Annotated in this window: 18 protein-coding genes; 15 read left to right on the plus strand and 3 right to left on the minus strand. The window is 70.3% G+C overall.

Annotated features, from left to right (window positions below; translation table 11 throughout):
* Positions 1 to 3: 3 nt before the first annotated feature.
* The 8 genes from AB0M27_RS15120 (at position 4) to AB0M27_RS15155 (ending at position 6181) form a co-directional block, all read left to right on the plus strand.
* The gene (locus tag AB0M27_RS15120) at positions 4 to 948 is read left to right on the plus strand and encodes a type II secretion system F family protein (protein ID WP_365721691.1); all 945 of its coding nucleotides are present in this window, start codon (positions 4 to 6) and stop codon (positions 946 to 948) included.
* A 16-nt stretch (positions 949 to 964) separates the two neighbouring features.
* Complete coding sequence (locus AB0M27_RS15125; protein WP_365721693.1) at positions 965 to 1855, plus strand: DUF5936 domain-containing protein; 891 nt, start codon at positions 965 to 967, stop codon at positions 1853 to 1855.
* A 175-nt stretch (positions 1856 to 2030) separates the two neighbouring features.
* The gene (locus tag AB0M27_RS15130) at positions 2031 to 3269 is read left to right on the plus strand and encodes a histidine kinase (protein ID WP_365721944.1); all 1239 of its coding nucleotides are present in this window, start codon (positions 2031 to 2033) and stop codon (positions 3267 to 3269) included.
* 11 nt (positions 3270 to 3280) lie between these two features.
* Positions 3281 to 4030: a response regulator transcription factor gene (locus AB0M27_RS15135; protein ID WP_365721695.1), complete on the plus strand. Its 750-nt coding sequence runs from the start codon at positions 3281 to 3283 to the stop codon at positions 4028 to 4030.
* Between the two features lie 125 nt (positions 4031 to 4155).
* Positions 4156 to 4353, plus strand: a complete 198-nt coding sequence (locus AB0M27_RS15140; RefSeq protein WP_365721697.1) for a hypothetical protein — start codon at positions 4156 to 4158, stop codon at positions 4351 to 4353.
* The gene (locus tag AB0M27_RS15145) at positions 4353 to 4943 is read left to right on the plus strand and encodes a pilus assembly protein TadG-related protein (RefSeq protein ID WP_365721699.1); all 591 of its coding nucleotides are present in this window, start codon (positions 4353 to 4355) and stop codon (positions 4941 to 4943) included. Before AB0M27_RS15140 ends, AB0M27_RS15145 begins: the two co-directional genes overlap by 1 nt.
* A gap of 34 nt (positions 4944 to 4977) precedes the next feature.
* A complete protein-coding gene (locus tag AB0M27_RS15150) occupies positions 4978 to 5559 on the plus strand; it encodes a hypothetical protein (protein ID WP_365721701.1) in 582 nt (193 codons plus the stop codon).
* A gap of 7 nt (positions 5560 to 5566) precedes the next feature.
* Complete coding sequence (locus AB0M27_RS15155; RefSeq protein ID WP_365721703.1) at positions 5567 to 6181, plus strand: OmpA family protein; 615 nt, start codon at positions 5567 to 5569, stop codon at positions 6179 to 6181.
* 18 nt (positions 6182 to 6199) lie between these two features.
* Here the strand turns inward: AB0M27_RS15155 and AB0M27_RS15160 are convergent, their stop codons facing one another.
* Positions 6200 to 6613 (minus strand): DUF3224 domain-containing protein, encoded by a 414-nt coding sequence (locus AB0M27_RS15160; RefSeq protein WP_365721705.1) that lies wholly within the window; start codon positions 6611 to 6613, stop codon positions 6200 to 6202.
* A gap of 43 nt (positions 6614 to 6656) precedes the next feature.
* Positions 6657 to 7043 carry a DUF192 domain-containing protein gene (locus tag AB0M27_RS15165; RefSeq protein ID WP_365721707.1) on the minus strand — a complete coding sequence of 129 codons (387 nt, stop codon included), beginning with the start codon at positions 7041 to 7043 and terminating at the stop codon, positions 6657 to 6659.
* Between AB0M27_RS15165 and AB0M27_RS15170 the strand changes: the two genes are divergently transcribed.
* Genes AB0M27_RS15170 through AB0M27_RS15180 form a run of 3 tightly spaced genes read left to right on the plus strand, consistent with a single transcriptional unit; the run spans position 6962 to position 9179 of the window.
* On the plus strand, positions 6962 to 8008 hold the full coding sequence (locus AB0M27_RS15170; protein WP_365721709.1) for an LLM class flavin-dependent oxidoreductase: 1047 nt from the start codon (positions 6962 to 6964) through the stop codon (positions 8006 to 8008). The genes AB0M27_RS15165 and AB0M27_RS15170 overlap by 82 nt on opposite strands.
* A 44-nt stretch (positions 8009 to 8052) precedes the next feature.
* A complete protein-coding gene (locus tag AB0M27_RS15175; RefSeq protein ID WP_365721711.1) occupies positions 8053 to 8553 on the plus strand; it encodes a GNAT family protein in 501 nt (166 codons plus the stop codon).
* Positions 8553 to 9179: a nucleoside deaminase gene (locus AB0M27_RS15180; protein ID WP_365721713.1), complete on the plus strand. Its 627-nt coding sequence runs from the start codon at positions 8553 to 8555 to the stop codon at positions 9177 to 9179. The genes AB0M27_RS15175 and AB0M27_RS15180 overlap by 1 nt, the downstream gene beginning before the upstream one ends.
* Here AB0M27_RS15180 and AB0M27_RS15185 read toward each other — a convergent pair.
* Positions 9176 to 9682 (minus strand): DinB family protein, encoded by a 507-nt coding sequence (locus AB0M27_RS15185; RefSeq protein ID WP_365721715.1) that lies wholly within the window; start codon positions 9680 to 9682, stop codon positions 9176 to 9178. The genes AB0M27_RS15180 and AB0M27_RS15185 overlap by 4 nt on opposite strands.
* A gap of 52 nt (positions 9683 to 9734) precedes the next feature.
* Here AB0M27_RS15185 and AB0M27_RS15190 point away from each other — a divergent pair, with 52 nt between their 5' ends.
* From AB0M27_RS15190 to AB0M27_RS15205, 4 genes are all read left to right on the plus strand, one after another.
* On the plus strand, positions 9735 to 10517 hold the full coding sequence (locus AB0M27_RS15190) for a methyltransferase domain-containing protein (protein ID WP_365721946.1): 783 nt from the start codon (positions 9735 to 9737) through the stop codon (positions 10515 to 10517).
* A 793-nt stretch (positions 10518 to 11310) separates the two neighbouring features.
* Positions 11311 to 12084 (plus strand): isoprenyl transferase, encoded by a 774-nt coding sequence (locus AB0M27_RS15195; RefSeq protein WP_365721717.1) that lies wholly within the window; start codon positions 11311 to 11313, stop codon positions 12082 to 12084.
* A 346-nt stretch (positions 12085 to 12430) separates the two neighbouring features.
* Complete coding sequence (locus AB0M27_RS15200) at positions 12431 to 13756, plus strand: PhoH family protein (protein WP_365721719.1); 1326 nt, start codon at positions 12431 to 12433, stop codon at positions 13754 to 13756.
* A 398-nt stretch (positions 13757 to 14154) separates the two neighbouring features.
* Positions 14155 to 14853, plus strand: coding sequence for a lytic transglycosylase domain-containing protein (locus AB0M27_RS15205; RefSeq protein WP_365721721.1), 699 nt, complete (start codon positions 14155 to 14157; stop codon positions 14851 to 14853).
* Positions 14854 to 14914: the final 61 nt, after the last annotated feature.

A 14914-nucleotide genomic window follows, 5' to 3' on the forward strand; every position in this document is an offset into this window, starting at 1 on the left:
CCCATGGAACTCCACACCCTCGTCCAGCTCACCACCGGCGTGACGCTGCTGACCTGCGTCCTGGCGGTGGCCGGCGTACACGCCTACGCCTCGGGCCGGGCCCAGCGCGCGGCCCTCGTGGACCGGCTCACCCACACCGGCCCGGTCCCGGCGACCGGCCGCAGGCGCCGCTTCCGCGACCTGGACCGGCGGCTGCGCCGCACCCGCCTCGGCCGCTGGCTGGAGCTGCGCCTGGCGGCGACCGGACTGGACGTCACCCCGGGTGAGTTCTTCGTCTACATGCTCGCCACGGTCGCCGCGCTCTGGCTGATCGGCCAGGCCACCCTGGCGCCCTTCTTCGGGCCGCTCGCCGGCCTCCTCGGCATCTGGGCGGCAGCGCAGTTCCTCAACTGGCAGCGGCAGAAACGCATCGAGCGCTTCATCAACCAACTCCCCGAGCTCGCCCGCATCCTGGCCAACGCCACCCAGGCCGGCCTCGCCCTGCGCACCGCGATCGGCATGGCCGCGGAGGAGCTGGAGGCCCCGGCGGGCGAGGAACTGGCCAAGGTCTCCGACCAGTTGGCCATCGGCCAGTCCCTCGACGACGCGCTGGGCGAACTGGCCGACCGCCTCCCGTCCCGGGAGCTGGTCGTCCTCGTCACGACCCTGATCCTGTCCAACCGGGCGGGAGGCCAGGTGGTGTCGGCCCTGCGCAACCTGACCGAGACCCTGGAGGAACGCAAGGAGACCCGGCGCGAGATCCGCACCCAGCTCTCCCAGGTGACCATGACGTCGTACGCCGTCCCCGTCCTCGGCGTCGGCGCGCTCTTCCTCATGAACGCGGTGAAGGACGGCGCACTGGCCCGCATGACCGGCTCACCGGTCGGCCAGGCCTGCGTGCTCATCGCGTTCGCCATGTACGCCGTCGGATTCGTCCTCATCCGGCGCCTGAGCCGGATCGACGTGTGAGGGGGCGGCCGGCCCGATGGTTGGATTTCTGCTTGCCCTGCTGATGGGGCTCGGCGTCTGGGGCGCCTTCGCCGGCCTCCGGATGTACCGCGCGGACGCGAAACTCCCCGGTGACCTGGCGGTGGCCCTGGAGGTCGGCGCCACCCGCACCGGCGCGGTCGGCTCGGTCATCGACCGGATGGGCATGCGATACGCCCCCGCCGTGCTGCGCCTGATGGGCCCGCGCCTGGTGGCCAAGTACCGCCGCAAGATCGACCTCGCCGGCAACCCCGGCGGCCTGACCATCGACCGCTACGCGGCCCGGCGGGCGGTCTACGGCGCGCTGGGCGGCGTGGGATTCCTGGTGTTCCTGCTGCGCGGCCAGTGGTTCGTGGCCGTACTCCTGCTGCTGTTTGGCGCGTTCTGGACGGAGGTCGGCATCTGGTCGGCGATCCGGGTCCGCAAGGACGTCATCGAGCGCACGCTGCCGGACTTCCTGGACGTGCTGGCGGTGGTGGTCAGCGCCGGGCTCGGTTTCCGCCAGGCCCTGGACCGCGTGGCCTCCCGCTACGAGGGCCCCTGGGCCGACGAACTGCGCATCACCCTGCGCCAGATGGACCTCGGCATGAGCCGCCGCCAGGCCTTCGCGGAGCTGAGGCGGAGGAACGACTCGGAACAGGTGGCGATGTTCGTGACGGCGTTGCAGCAGGGGGAGGAACTGGGCGCGCCGATCGTGGACACGCTGGTCTCCCTGGCGAAGGACATGCGCCGCACCGACGCCCAGAACGCCCGCCGCAAGGCCGCCCGCGCGGTGCCCAAGGCCACGCTGATGATCACCACGTTCATGGTCCCGGCCACGATGCTGTTGCTGGGCGCCGGCCTGCTCCTCGGCTCCGGCGTGGACTTCGGCTCGCTCACGGGGAAGTGAGGCGGACGTGACGGTGACGGGGCTGATGGGGCGCGGGGGAGGAGCGTTGTCCGGGGGTGGCGGCCGGGTGCGCGGAGGCGTCGGCTGGTTCGTACGCCGTTGGAGGGCGACTGCCGGTACGGATCCCGCCACCGCCGAAGCCTCGGAGAAGATCCAGATCCGTGCGCTGCAGGCGATGTGCCGGCAGGTCTTCGGCTTCCGGCTGGCCATGATCGCCCTGGCGGCCCCCGCCGCGCTGCTCAACGCCGCCCCCGGCCTGGGCGTCCGCCTGGTCGGCGCGGCCGTGGTCGTGACGTTCATGGTGTCGTACGTCCTGTTCCGCGACTGGGAGCGCTTCGGCCCGCTCCTCCTGCGTCACCCCAGCCTCCTCGCCGCCGACACCCTCTTCGGCTCGTTCCTCCTGATCTCGGCCGGCCCGGACACCACCCTGGCCTACGTCAGCGTCTGCACCCCGCTCCTGGCGGGCCTGGTCTACAGCTGGCGGGGCGCGGCCTGCTTCGCCTCCCTCCAGTCCCTGATCCTGCTGCTGGTCCACGCCACCCTGAAGGCCGATCGCCACGCGCCCATCGCCGAGGCCCTTCTGCTGCCCGGCCTGTGCGTCATCGCCGGCGCGATGGGCTCGACCCTGCGCAACCTGATGCTCCGCGTCGGCGCCGCGACCAACGCCCTGACGACGGTCCAGGCGCGCCTCGCGGCGGCGGAGGCGGTGAGCGCGGAACGCGCCCGGCTCGCCCTCGAGATGCACGACTCCGTGGCCAAGACCCTGTACGGCGTGGCCCTCGCGGCGGACGGCCTGGCGGCCACGGCCTCGGCCGACGCTCCCGACCGCATCCGGCAACAGGCGGAACTGGTGTCCCGCTCGGCGCGCAGGGCGGCGGCGGAGTCGAGGGAACTCCTGACGGACCTGCGCCGACAGCAGCCGGACTCGCTCGACGAGGGCGGGACACTGGTGTGGCACGAGCTGACGGACGTTGCACGTGACTTCACGGCCCGCACGGGCCTACGGGTCACCTGCTCCTGGCAGCCCGACAGCGGCGGTCCGAACACCGACCCCGCCTCCCTCCCCGAACTTCCCGCCCCCACGACCCGCCACCTCCTCTCCATCACCACGGAAGCGCTGGAGAACGCCTACCGCCACGCGTACGCGACCCAAGTGGAGGTACGGGCGGCCGTGCACGAAGACCTGCTGCGCCTCACGGTCCACGACGACGGCCGGGGCCTCCCGCCCGGCACCACGCTCGAACGGCTCCGCGATTCCGGCCACTTCGGCCTGCTCGGCATGGTGGAGCGGGCCGCGCAGGTGGGCGCCCGGATCCGCATCGGGCGGGGCGGCCACGAGCGCGGCACGGAGGTGCGCGTGGAACTTCCCCTGCCGTCCCCGAACGGCTCCGACCCCGCATCTCGGGAGCCCTGAGAGGAGGCGCCATGCAGCACAGTGACCCCTGGCCGGAGGCCCCCACGCCGACGCCGCCGTTGCGGCTGTTGGTGGCCGACGACAACCCCGTGGTCCGGGCGGGCCTGACGGCACTGCTCTCGGGCCGCGAGGACACCACGGTGGTGGCGGAGGCGACGGACGGCAGAGAGGCGTACGAGGCGGCCGTACGACACCGCCCGGACGTCATCCTCCTCGACGTCCGCATGCCCGGCGTCGACGGAATCTCGGCGTTGCCGCACCTGGTGCGGCTGGCGCCGGTCATGATGCTCACCTACAGCCACGAGACGGAGACCGTGCGGGAGGCGTTGCGGCTGGGGGCGGGGGGATATCTGGTGCACGGCGAGTTCACGACGGAGCAGTTGGTACGCGCGGTGCGGGATGTCCGGGAGGGGCGGCCGCATGTGACTCCGGGCGCGACGAAGGCGTTACTGACGGGCCTGCAGGCAGGTGCACCTGCACATGCGGAACGCGAAGTCCCCCAGTTTTTAAGGGAAAATGCCCCAAAACTTCTTTCGCAACTGCAATCACCTGTGGGACAGTCATTCCGTTCGCGTTTCCGGCTGAGCACGAGGGAGGCGGAGATCATGGACCTCATCGCGTCCGGCATGACCAACCAGCAGATTGCCGCCGCCTGCTTCATCTCCGAGAAGACGGTCAAGAACCACATCAACCGCATCTTCCCCAAGCTCCAGAGCACCACCCGGTCCCAGGCGGCCGCGAAGTGGTTGGGGGTGGCTTGAGGTGGGTGCGTGGGGGAGAGGACGGCGGGGGGAATGGGTCCCGGGTTGGGTCCTGGGGCCCTCTCGAGAGTGCTGCGCCCCGGCATACGTTGTCCGGATCGGAGGCGAGTCCGGAGGGGACCACCATGAACAACTGGTTCAACACCACCGTCGCGTATCTGCAGGCCCGCGTTGCTCGCGGCGACAGGGGGCAGACCGCGGTGGAGTACCTCGGCATCATCGCGGTGGTGGTGGCGATCGTGTTGGCGATCACGGGCACGAGCATCGGTCAGACGATCTTCGACGCGATCAGGAACAAGATCTCCGAAGTCACCGGTGGCTGATGCCTCCACGCCGCGACGCAGGGCAGGCCTTCCCCATCTACATCACGGTGGTGGCAGGCCTGCTCTTTCTTGCGTTGGCCTACCTCGCCGTCGGCCAGGCGTCGGTGAACCGCAGCGGGGCCCAGACGGCGGCCGACGCGGCAGCGCTCGCGGCGGCTCAGAGCGAGCGTGACCAACTCGCGGCCCAGTGGGTGAAGGTGCTGTCCGACCCCGCGAAGTGGCAGGAGGTCTTCGACGGCAGGGTGACGTTCGATGACGATCCGTGCGGACGGGCCGGCCAACTCGCTGCGCAGAACGATGCCTTGCTGAACGGCTGTTTTCCGCAAGGGCTGCTGAAATACCGGGTCGACGTGCAGACCAACAAGTCCGTCGGCCGGTCCGTCGTGCCCGGGTCGGAGAAGTACCGGTCGACGGCTTCCGCCACAGCCGAGATCAAGTCCCTCTGTACCTTCAAGCCCCCCGCCGGTGGTGCCGACGGCGACGCGCTGCCCCCACTCACCTGCAACGGCAAGGTCTGGCATCTGAAGCCGGACGACACAACAGGGCTGCCGAAGCCCGAAGACCTCTTCGACGTCCACCTGGCCGACTGACGAGCGAACGATCAATGACGAAGGAAGCGGAGCGATGAGCATTCGGTTCACTGCGAAGGCCCGCAGGGGGATGGTCGCATTGACCGTTGTGGCTGGTCTGGCTGTCGGGGTGGCCGGCTGCGGCGGAGGCGCCGGCGACGACAAGAAGCCGCACAGTTCCGAGTCCGCTTCCCAGGGAGGCAACTCCGGCCCGAGCGCCCAGGAGGGGCAATCGGACCAACCGCTGGCCGAACTGAAGGGTTCGGATGGCCTGCTTCTCCAGATCACCTCCGTGCAACGTGATTCCGGCGGCTTCGTCACCGTGAACGGCACCCTGAAGAACGACGGGGCCGGTGATCTGCTCATCCCATCCGCTCTCAGCGGCAATGAAACCGAGATCACCAAGAACGGCCCGTCCCTGGGCGGAGCCACCCTTGTCGACTCCAAGGGCAAGAAGCGCTACTACGTACTGCGCGACACAGAGGGCCGCCCGCTCACCACCACCGGCCTCGGCACGCTCAAGGCCGGTCAGTCGCTGCAGGTCTTCATGCAGTTCCCCTCCCCGCCCACGGACACCATCGAGGTGGCCCTCCAACTGCCCACCCTCTCCTCCGCCACCATCAAGATCTCCGGGTGAGGCCGAAGTGACCACCACTCGTCTCACCCTCGCCCTCACCGCCGTCACCCTCCTCCTCGCGGCCACGCCGGCCCAAGCCGACGACACGGGTCCGAGTCAGCCGCCGGACACCGCGCCCTCCGCCAGCGCCCCGGTGAAGATCGACCCCACCGACCCCGACCTCAAGCTCCCCGAGGGGGCAACCCTCGCCGCGCCCAAGGTGCTGGACATCAAGTCGGTCGTGGAGGACCAGAGCGGGGACGAGCGACGCGAGGACACCAACGCCGACGTCACCTTCGCACTCCAGGCCGAAGTCCTCTTCAGCAAGGACAGCGCGAAACTCAGCGAGGAGGCGAAGGGCCGTATCGCGACCATCGCCGGGGAGATCAGGAAGCAGAACGCGACGCAGGTCCGCGTCTTCGGCTTCACGGACAACCTCGGCTCGTCCGCCCACGGCGACATCCTGTCCAGGCAACGCGCCAACGCCGTACAGGCCGTCCTGGACCAGGACCTGAACGACCCGAACGTCACCTTCGAGGTCCGCGGCTACGGCGAGCAGTACCCGATCGCAGACAACTCCACCGAGGAGGGAAGGAGGAAGAACCGACGCGTGGAGGTGTCCTTCCCCCGCACCCAGGAGTAACCCGACGGAGAAGTCCCGCTACTCACCCACCTCGTACTCGAACCAGATCCGATGGGTGCCGTCCGCGTCGATCCGCAGGCCGCCGGCCCCTCGGATCCCGGCCAGTGCCCCCGTCCCGCTCCCCGGCACGATCACGAAGAACTCGGCCTCTCTGCCCTCCCCGAGGGTCGTCCCCGAGTGGGCGAAATTGAAGCTGTCGCTCAGCCCGCCGAGACTTCCCTCGAAAGACTCCATGGCGACATACGTACCGGTCCCACTGGACTGGTCGTACGCCGCGGTGAACAGCGTCTGCGACACCCCGGTGACCTCACCCTCGTACCGCTTCCGCATCGTGGCCACACCGACCGGCACCGCCGTCCCGACCACCGGCTCCGGCAGCGGCACCTCCGCCGGGGCGAACTCCTCGACCTTGAACGTCCCTGAAGTCCTCATGACGCGATGCTAGGACGCACCACTGACAACGCCCTCAAACCGATCAACCGGCACCACCTTCGACGTCCGCCCTCAGCCGCACCCCAACCCGCACCCCCCACCCCGCCATCGCCCCCGCCTCCGCCTCCAGCACGTGCCGGGCCCGCAGCCGGGGCAGGCCCAGGCGGCCCGGGGGCATCGTGCGGACGGCGAGGACGGTCAGGTGGCGGTCCAGGTAGGCGACGTCGATCGGGATGCGCATGCCGAAGGTGTGCACCCCGCTCGCCGGTGACAGCAGCATCGCCCCGGCGATCGAGTCCCGGCCCAGCAGGCCCTTCGTCCGGGCCCGGTAAGAGGCCGAGATCTCCAGTGGAAGGACCAACGGGTCTTCCGTTCGCTCACCCCGGGGCACGATCAGCCTTCCGACCCCGTCACGCCGGCGTCTGCCCATGTCCGTCCCCTCCCGCGGTCTCTCGGTGTGGCCAACTCTCCGCCGGACAAAACCACTTGTCACCCCACGTCCTCCCCACTAGGAAGAGGTCCATGACTGGACTCGGTGTCGTCTTCCGCCCCCAGCTTCCGCCCGAGCGGCTGCGGGCGGTGGCCCGCGCGGCGGACGGAGCAGGGCTTGAGGAACTGTGGTTGTGGGAGGACTGTTTCCGGGAGGGCGGGATGGCGACCGCCGCCGCGGCGCTCGCCTGGACCGAGCGGGTGCGGGTCGGTGTCGGACTGCTGCCGGTGCCGCTCAGGAACGTGGCGCTGACCGCGATGGAGGCCGCCTCCCTGCACCGGATGTTCCCGGGGCGGGCCACCGTCGTCGTCGGGCATGGCGTACAGGACTGGATGGGGCAGGTCGGCGCCCGTGCCGCCTCGCCGCTCACCCTTCTAGGCGAGCATCTCGACGCCCTGCGCGCACTGTTCCGGGGTGAACGGCTCACCGTGCGGGGCCGGTACGTCTCCCTGGACGACGTCGCCCTCGACTGGCCGCCGGAGCGGGCGGTGCCCGTCTTCGCCGGCGCCACCGGGCCGCGCACCCTGCGCCTCTGCGGCGCCAAGGCCGACGGCACCCTCCTCACCGCCGCCACCTCCCCGGACGGCGTACGGCAGGCCCGGCAGCTCATCGAGGAGGGACAGAAGGAGGCCGAGCGCGGCGAGCATCACCCGGTCGTCGTCTATCTGCTGACCGCCACGGGCCCGGACGCCGACGCCCGGCTGCGGGCCGAACTCTCCGACGAGGGGCTGGCGACGGCCACGGACATCGGCGTCGCGGGCGACGCGGCGGCCGTGGCCGCGGCCGTACGGCGGCTCGCCGAGGCCGGTGCCGACACCGTCGTGCTGCAGCCGACCGGGGACGAGCCCGACCCGGAGGGGTTCGTGCGGTTCGCCGCCGAGGACGTCCGGCCCCTGCTGGACTGACGTGACAGAGAGGCGTTGTCAGTGGCGGCTGCCACACTCCTGACATGACCGACGAACGTGACGAGCGCGACGAGCACAGCGAGGTGAGCCTTCGGGGCGTCACGGACGACGACCTGTTCGTCTTCCTCGCCTATGAGCACGACCCGGAAGCCGTCCGGCGGTCGAGATTCACGCCCCGGCCGCGGGACGCCTTCCTGCGGCACTGGCGGGAGCGCGTGCTCGGCGATCCGGACTGCCTCGTGCGGACGGTCACGGTGGGCGGCGAGGTCGCCGGGAGCGTCGTCTCCTGGACGGAGGGCGAGCGGCGGTTCGTCGGGTACTGGCTCGGGCGGCCGTACTGGGGCGGCGGCGTCGGCACCCGCGCCCTCGGACTGTTCCTGGAGCTGGAGCGCGTACGACCCCTGTACGCCGACCCCTTCGGCGGCAACACGGCCTCCGTCCGGCTGCTGGAGAGACACGGCTTCGAGCGGGCCGGCACGGTCCGGCACGGCGACGACGAGCACATCCTCCTCGTGCTCGGGGGGACGGCCGGCGGGGGCCGCTGATGACGGTCCTTCCCGGTGTCGCCCCGGCCTCCTTCCCCGCGCCCTGGCAACTGCCCTTCGAGCTGGCCCGGGAGGCCCTGCGGGCCGGGAGCCGGCCTGTCGGCGCGGTGTTGTACGCCCCGGAGGGCCGGGTCGTCGCGGCCGGGCGCAACCGCAGCCGGGAGACGGACGCCCCGCCCGGTCAGCTGGCCGGCACCGACCTCGCGCACGCCGAGATCAACGCCCTCGCCCAGCTTCCGGCCGGCCGCCGCCACCCGGGCCACCGGCTGCACACCACCCTCGAACCCTGCCTGCTGTGCAGCAGCGCGCTGATCCACGCACATGTGCCGCATGTCGTCTACGCCGCCGCCGACGACGGGCGGCGTGGCATCGAGCGGGTTCCGGAGGTGGGCGGCGCCATCGCGGCCCGCTGGGCGCGGCGCGAGGGCCCGCAGGAGGGGCCGTTGCGGCCGCTCGCCCGGTTCGGCGGGCTGCTCATGCGGCTGTGGCAGGTGCGGTACGGATCGCAGCGGTTGCCGGAGGGTGCGGGCGCGCGGGAGGCCCGGCGTCTGCTGGACGCCGGGGTGCTCACCGCGCCGACCGCCCGGGCGGCCTACGCCCTCGCCGCCCCGTCCCTGGTCGGCTAGCGCCGGGTCACCGGCGGGTGGTCGCCGGTGGCGCCGTCGATCAGCTCCCGCAGGATGTCCATGTGGCCGGCGTGCCGCGCGGTCTCCTCCACCATGTGGACCAGCGTCCAGCGCAGGCTCACGGTGATGTCCCGCCAGGCCGGGCTGCCCTGGGCGTCCAGCGGCAGCCCGGTGATCAGGGCGTCGGCGGCGGCGCGGGCGCGGCCGTAGAAGGCGACGATCCGCTCGGTCGTCTCCTCGGGGGTGACCCACATGTCGTCGTGCGGGTCGAACCACAGGGGCTCGGCCTCGCCGCCGAACGTCTCCACGAACCAGCCGTACTCGACGCAGGCCAGATGTTTCACCAGGCCCAGCAGGTTGGTGCCGGACGGTGTAATGGGCCGGCGCAGCTGCTCGTCGTCCAGGCCGTCCAGCTTCCACAGCACGGCGTCCCGGTGCCGGTTCAGGCTCGCGTGCAGGGTCTGCTTCTCTCCGGCGGTGTACGTCGTCATACGGGTCGTCATGCGTGCGGAAATTAGCAGGCCGTGCCGACAACACCCTGCGATCATGGCGGGCATGTCAGTGAACCGCTCCTTCGAGGACCTCGTCGCCGAGGGCGCCGCCGTACCCACCGAGGGATGGGACTTCTCCTGGTTCGAAGGGCGGGCCGGCGAGGAGCGGCCCTCGTGGGGGTACGCCGTCTCGGCGGGGGAGCGGCTGGCCCGGGCCGGGGCCGTGCTGGACATCCAGACCGGCGGCGGTGAGGTGCTGGACTTCGCGCTGGGCAGGGCCGAGCCCGCCCGGCCGGTGCTGGCCGCCGCGACGGAGGGCTGGCCGCCGAACGTGGCCAAGGCCACCGCGCTGCTGCGGCCGCGCGGGGTGGTGGTCGTCGCTGCCGCGGACGACGCGCCTCTGCCGTTCGCCGACGGGACGTTCGACCTGGTGCTCAGCCGGCATCCGGTGCGGCCGTACTGGCACGAGATCGCCCGGGTGCTGCGGCCGGGTGGCACCTACTTCGCCCAGCATGTCGGGCCGGCCAGCGTCTTCGAACTGGTGGAGTACTTCCTCGGGCCGCTGCCGGAGGAGGTGCGCTCGGCCCGGGACCCCGAGCGCGAGCGGGCCGACGCCGAGGCGGCGCGGCTGGAGGTGGCCGGGCTCCGGGCGGAGCGGCTGCGGATGGAGTTCCACGACATCGCCGCCGTCGTCCACTTCCTGCGCAAGGTGGTGTGGATGGTCCCGGGCTTCACGGTGGAGGCGTACGAGCCCCGACTGCGCGCGCTGCACGAGCGGATCGAGAAGGAGGGGCCATTCGTGGCGCACAGCACCCGGCATCTCTTCGACGTCCGCAAACCCGGCTGATTCACGGGCAGTTTGCCAACGGTTTCCACATCGTTATCCGGTGCGGTTCACATCAGCCTCATCTGTCACATAAGTTCAGACCAAGGTAATTCGCGCTGGCAAACCCGCGCGGGCGGCACCGCGCAGTGGAGGGGGCTGCGCGGTGCTGTGAAACCGAGCTGTCTTCCCGGGTCGCCGTAGCGGAACCGTCAAGTCACCGTTCGCTGGCCCGGTACTCCGTCGGGGGGACTTGCCGACATATCCCCAGGATGGCGTAAACCGCCCGGATCCCTGCCGAATCATTTCGTATCCGATCGGTTTTCCCTGGGATTCCGCTGTGAACCGGCCATGAGACACCCCTGAATCCAGCGTTCCGCACCCACCGGGGCGTCGCCGGATGATTCCGGAGAGTAGTTGTGTCCCGCCAATGCACCCACCATCCCTTACGAAGGGTTATGGTGGAAACCCCCCCTCGGGCCGGTCCGTCTCCCCCCCACGGACCGGCCCGTTTTTCGTTCCCGCCACCGATAGGTCCTCGAACGGGACACCGGTGGGTCCATCGAGGGGAACCCGGGAACCGCTCGGCGCCGACCCGGCGTCCCCACTCAAGGGGCGCGGGGCCGCGCTCGACACGCGGCTGCGCCGCGTGGGCGCGACAAGCCCCCACGGACCTGCACCAGACGGTCGAAACCCCAAGCCCCCGAACCCCAAACCCCAAACCCCGAACCAGAACCAGGCCCCCGGCAGGGGTAGGCTCAACGGCTCGGGCACCCTTACGCACCGAACCCCCCATGCCAAACCCCCGGAGGGCCACGTGAACCTGCGCGACAACCTGCGCAGCCTGCTCGTCAGGCTCTACGCACGCCGGGTGGAGGGCCACCTCGACCACGCTCAGGTGCCCAAGCACATCGGCGTCATCATGGACGGCAACCGCCGCTGGGCGAAGGCGTCCGGTTCCACCACCGTCCACGGCCACCGGGCCGGTGCGGACAAGATCGAGGAGTTCCTCGGCTGGTGCACCGAGACCGACGTCGAGGTCGTCACCCTGTGGCTGCTGTCCACGGACAACTTCGACCGGCCGCAGGAGGAACTCGTCCCGCTGCTCGGCATCATCGAGGACGTCGTCCACACGCTCGCCGCCGACGGCCGCTGGCGCGTGCACCACGTCGGCACGATGGACCTGCTGCCGGGCGGCATGCAGCGCACCCTGAAGGAGGCCGAGGAGTCCACCGCCCACATCGACGGCATACTCGTCAACGTGGCCATCGGCTACGGCGGCCGGCAAGAGATCGCCGACGCCGTGCGCTCCATGCTGCTCGACGCCCACGACAAGGGCGTGACGATGGACGACCTCGCCGAGTCCGTCGACATCGACATGATCGGCCGTCACCTCTACACCGGTGCCCAGCCCGACCCGGACCTCGTCATCCGCACCAGTGGCGAACAGCGACTGTCCGGATTCATGCTGTGGCAGACCGCGCACTCCGAGTACTACTTCTGCGAGGTCTTCTGGCCCGCCTTCCGCAAGGTCGACTTCCTGCGCGCCCTGCGCGACTACGCCGCACGTCACCGCCGTTACGGCGGCTGATACCCGACGCACGCCCCGCCGGCCGCCAAGGCAGCGGGGCGTTCACATACCCATGATTTGTGGGGGTGTAACAAGGAGTTCACCGGCATGCCGATGGCCGCTTTTGCATGGCGGTGCATGTTCGAGGGCATAAGCCAGACAGGTCGACACCCGAACCACGGGTGTCGGATCTCAGCGGGCGGCACGGGGCCGTCCGCCCGGGAGGCCCTTTGCACCAGCCCGATCGTGCGGTCCATGCGCGGACGAAGAGGCGGCGGGCCGGTTCTCGGCCCGTGCAGGGCGGCCGACGACCGGTCCAGCTCGATCTCGTCGCTCCCCGACCTCATCCGAGGGGGTACGTCCTTCCGTGGTGACCAGCACAAAGCGCCACAAGCCAGACCGGCGCACCTATGTTCTCGACACCAGCGTCCTGCTGGCCGACCCGAACGCCCTGACCCGCTTCGACGAGCACGAGGTCGTGCTCCCCATCGTGGTGGTCACGGAACTGGAGGCCAAGCGGCACCATCCGGAACTCGGCTACTTCGCCCGCCAGGCCCTGCGCCTGCTGGACGACTACCGGGTGAAGAACGGTCGCCTCGATGCCCCCATCCCGATCGGGGAGCTGGGCGGGACCGTCCGTGTCGAGCTCAACCACTCGGACCCCAGCGTGCTGCCCACCGGCTACCGCCTGGGGGACAACGACTCCCGCATCCTCGCGGTGGCCCGCAATCTGCAGGCCGAGGGGTACGACGTCACCGTCGTCTCGAAGGACCTCCCGCTGAGGATCAAGGCGTCCTCCGTCGGTCTGCTCGCCGAGGAGTACCGCGCCGAACTCGCCATCACGGAGAACTCCGGCTGGACCGGAATGTCCGAACTGACGCTCTCCGGCGAGCAGGTGGACATCCTCTTCGAGGAAGGCCATCTGTACGTCCCCGAGGCCGCCGAGCTGCCGGTGCACACTGGCCTGACCATCCACTCCGAGCGCGGCAAGGCGCTCGGCCGGATCACCGCCGAGGGCAATGTCCGCCTGGTGCGCGGCGACCGGGAGGCGTTCGGCATCAAGGGCCGCAGCGCCGAGCAGCGCATCGCGCTCGACCTGCTGCTCGACCCGGACGTCGGGATCGTCTCGATGGGCGGCCGGGCCGGCACCGGCAAGTCGGCGCTGGCGCTGTGCGCGGGTCTGGAGGCGGTCTTGGAGCGCCGCCAGCACCAGAAGGTCATGGTGTTCCGGCCGCTGTACGCGGTGGGCGGGCAGGAGTTGGGCTATCTGCCGGGCACCGAGGCGGAGAAGATGAGCCCGTGGGCGCAGGCCGTCTTCGACACACTGTCGGCGGTCACCAGCCGCGAGGTCATCGATGAGGTCACCGCGCGCGGGATGCTGGAGGTGCTGCCGCTCACCCACATCCGCGGCCGCTCGCTGCACGACGCGTTCGTGATCGTGGACGAGGCGCAGTCCCTCGAACGGAATGTACTTCTCACCGTTCTGTCTCGAATCGGCGCGAATTCACGGGTTGTTCTGACCCATGACGTGGCGCAAAGGGACAATCTGCGCGTCGGCCGCTATGACGGAGTGGTCGCCGTAGTGGAGAAGCTGAAGGGACATCCGCTCTTCGCGCACGTCACGCTGACTCGGTCCGAGAGGTCTCAGATTGCGGCGCTTGTGACCGAAATGCTGGAGGACGGTCACATCTGACCACCCGCACAGCAGTTGGCGCCGTCCGGCAAAGGCCCAGAGCCTAGCCGGGCGGCGCCTTGGCGTGTGGAGCTTTCCGGAAATCCACAGGGGCAAACGGGATGTGACCTTTCACACGCAACGCAGAATTGCCACCCGGCGTCCGGTTACGGCAGAGTCTCAGTCCTGTCAGGCCCCGCATACGACACACCTGTACCCCCAGCGGTACAGCACCACAGAAGCACCACCAACTCCATAGAGTTCGTCGTATGCCGCCCGAGCACCACGCGGCGCTCCCCGAAGGGGGAGTTGCCCACCGGGCCCGTGCCTCCCGTGACCCCGCAGTTGGGAGGCCAGTGCCAGGGGCACGATTGCGTCCGCCAGGGTCACCGAAGCGGGCGATGCTGGAAGGAAACCGTGTGAGCCGGATTTCGGTCCGGGGATTCGCAGTGGCCTCGGCCACCGCGGTCACCGCCGTCGGGAGCGTCGTCGGAGTTGCCTCGGGCAGCGTCGCGCAGAACAACAACGACGCCGAGGCGACGGCAGCCGACACCACGCTCCTCGCAGACATACCTGCGGGTCAGCAGGCGCAGGTCCAGTCCGCGTCCTTGACGCAGCAGGCCGACGCCCAGGCCATCGCCGCGGACGCGAGTGCCAAGAAGGACGCCGAGGCGGCGGCCCGCAAGGCGGCCGCCGAGACCGCCATCGCGAAGAAGGCGGCGGCCGAGAAGGCGGCCAAGGAGGCCAAGGAGCGCGCCGAGGCGAAGGCCGCGGCCAGCCGCGACAGCGCCCGCGACTCCTCCAGCTTCCCCGTCCAGAGCAGCTATAGCGTCGCGCAGATCCAGGCGATGGCGCGTCAGATGGTGGCGGCCGACCAGTTCCAGTGCTTCAGCAACATCGTGGACCACGAGTCCAGCTGGAACTACCAGGCGACGAACGCCTCCTCCGGTGCCTACGGTCTCTTCCAGGCCCTGCCCGCCGGCAAGTACGCCTCGGCCGGCGCCGACTGGCAGACCAACCCCGCGACCCAGATCAAGTGGGGCCTCAACTACATGAACAGCCGGTACGGCAGCCCCTGCCAGGCCTGGTCGTTCTGGGCGGCCAACCACTGGTACTAGGCCCGTCCGGTCACTGCCGGTCACACTCAACCTCGCGCAGCCCCTCCCCGTCCTTAGGGGA

This window comes from Streptomyces sp. NPDC052107, from assembly GCF_040680215.1.
Taxonomy (GTDB): domain Bacteria; phylum Actinomycetota; class Actinomycetes; order Streptomycetales; family Streptomycetaceae; genus Streptomyces.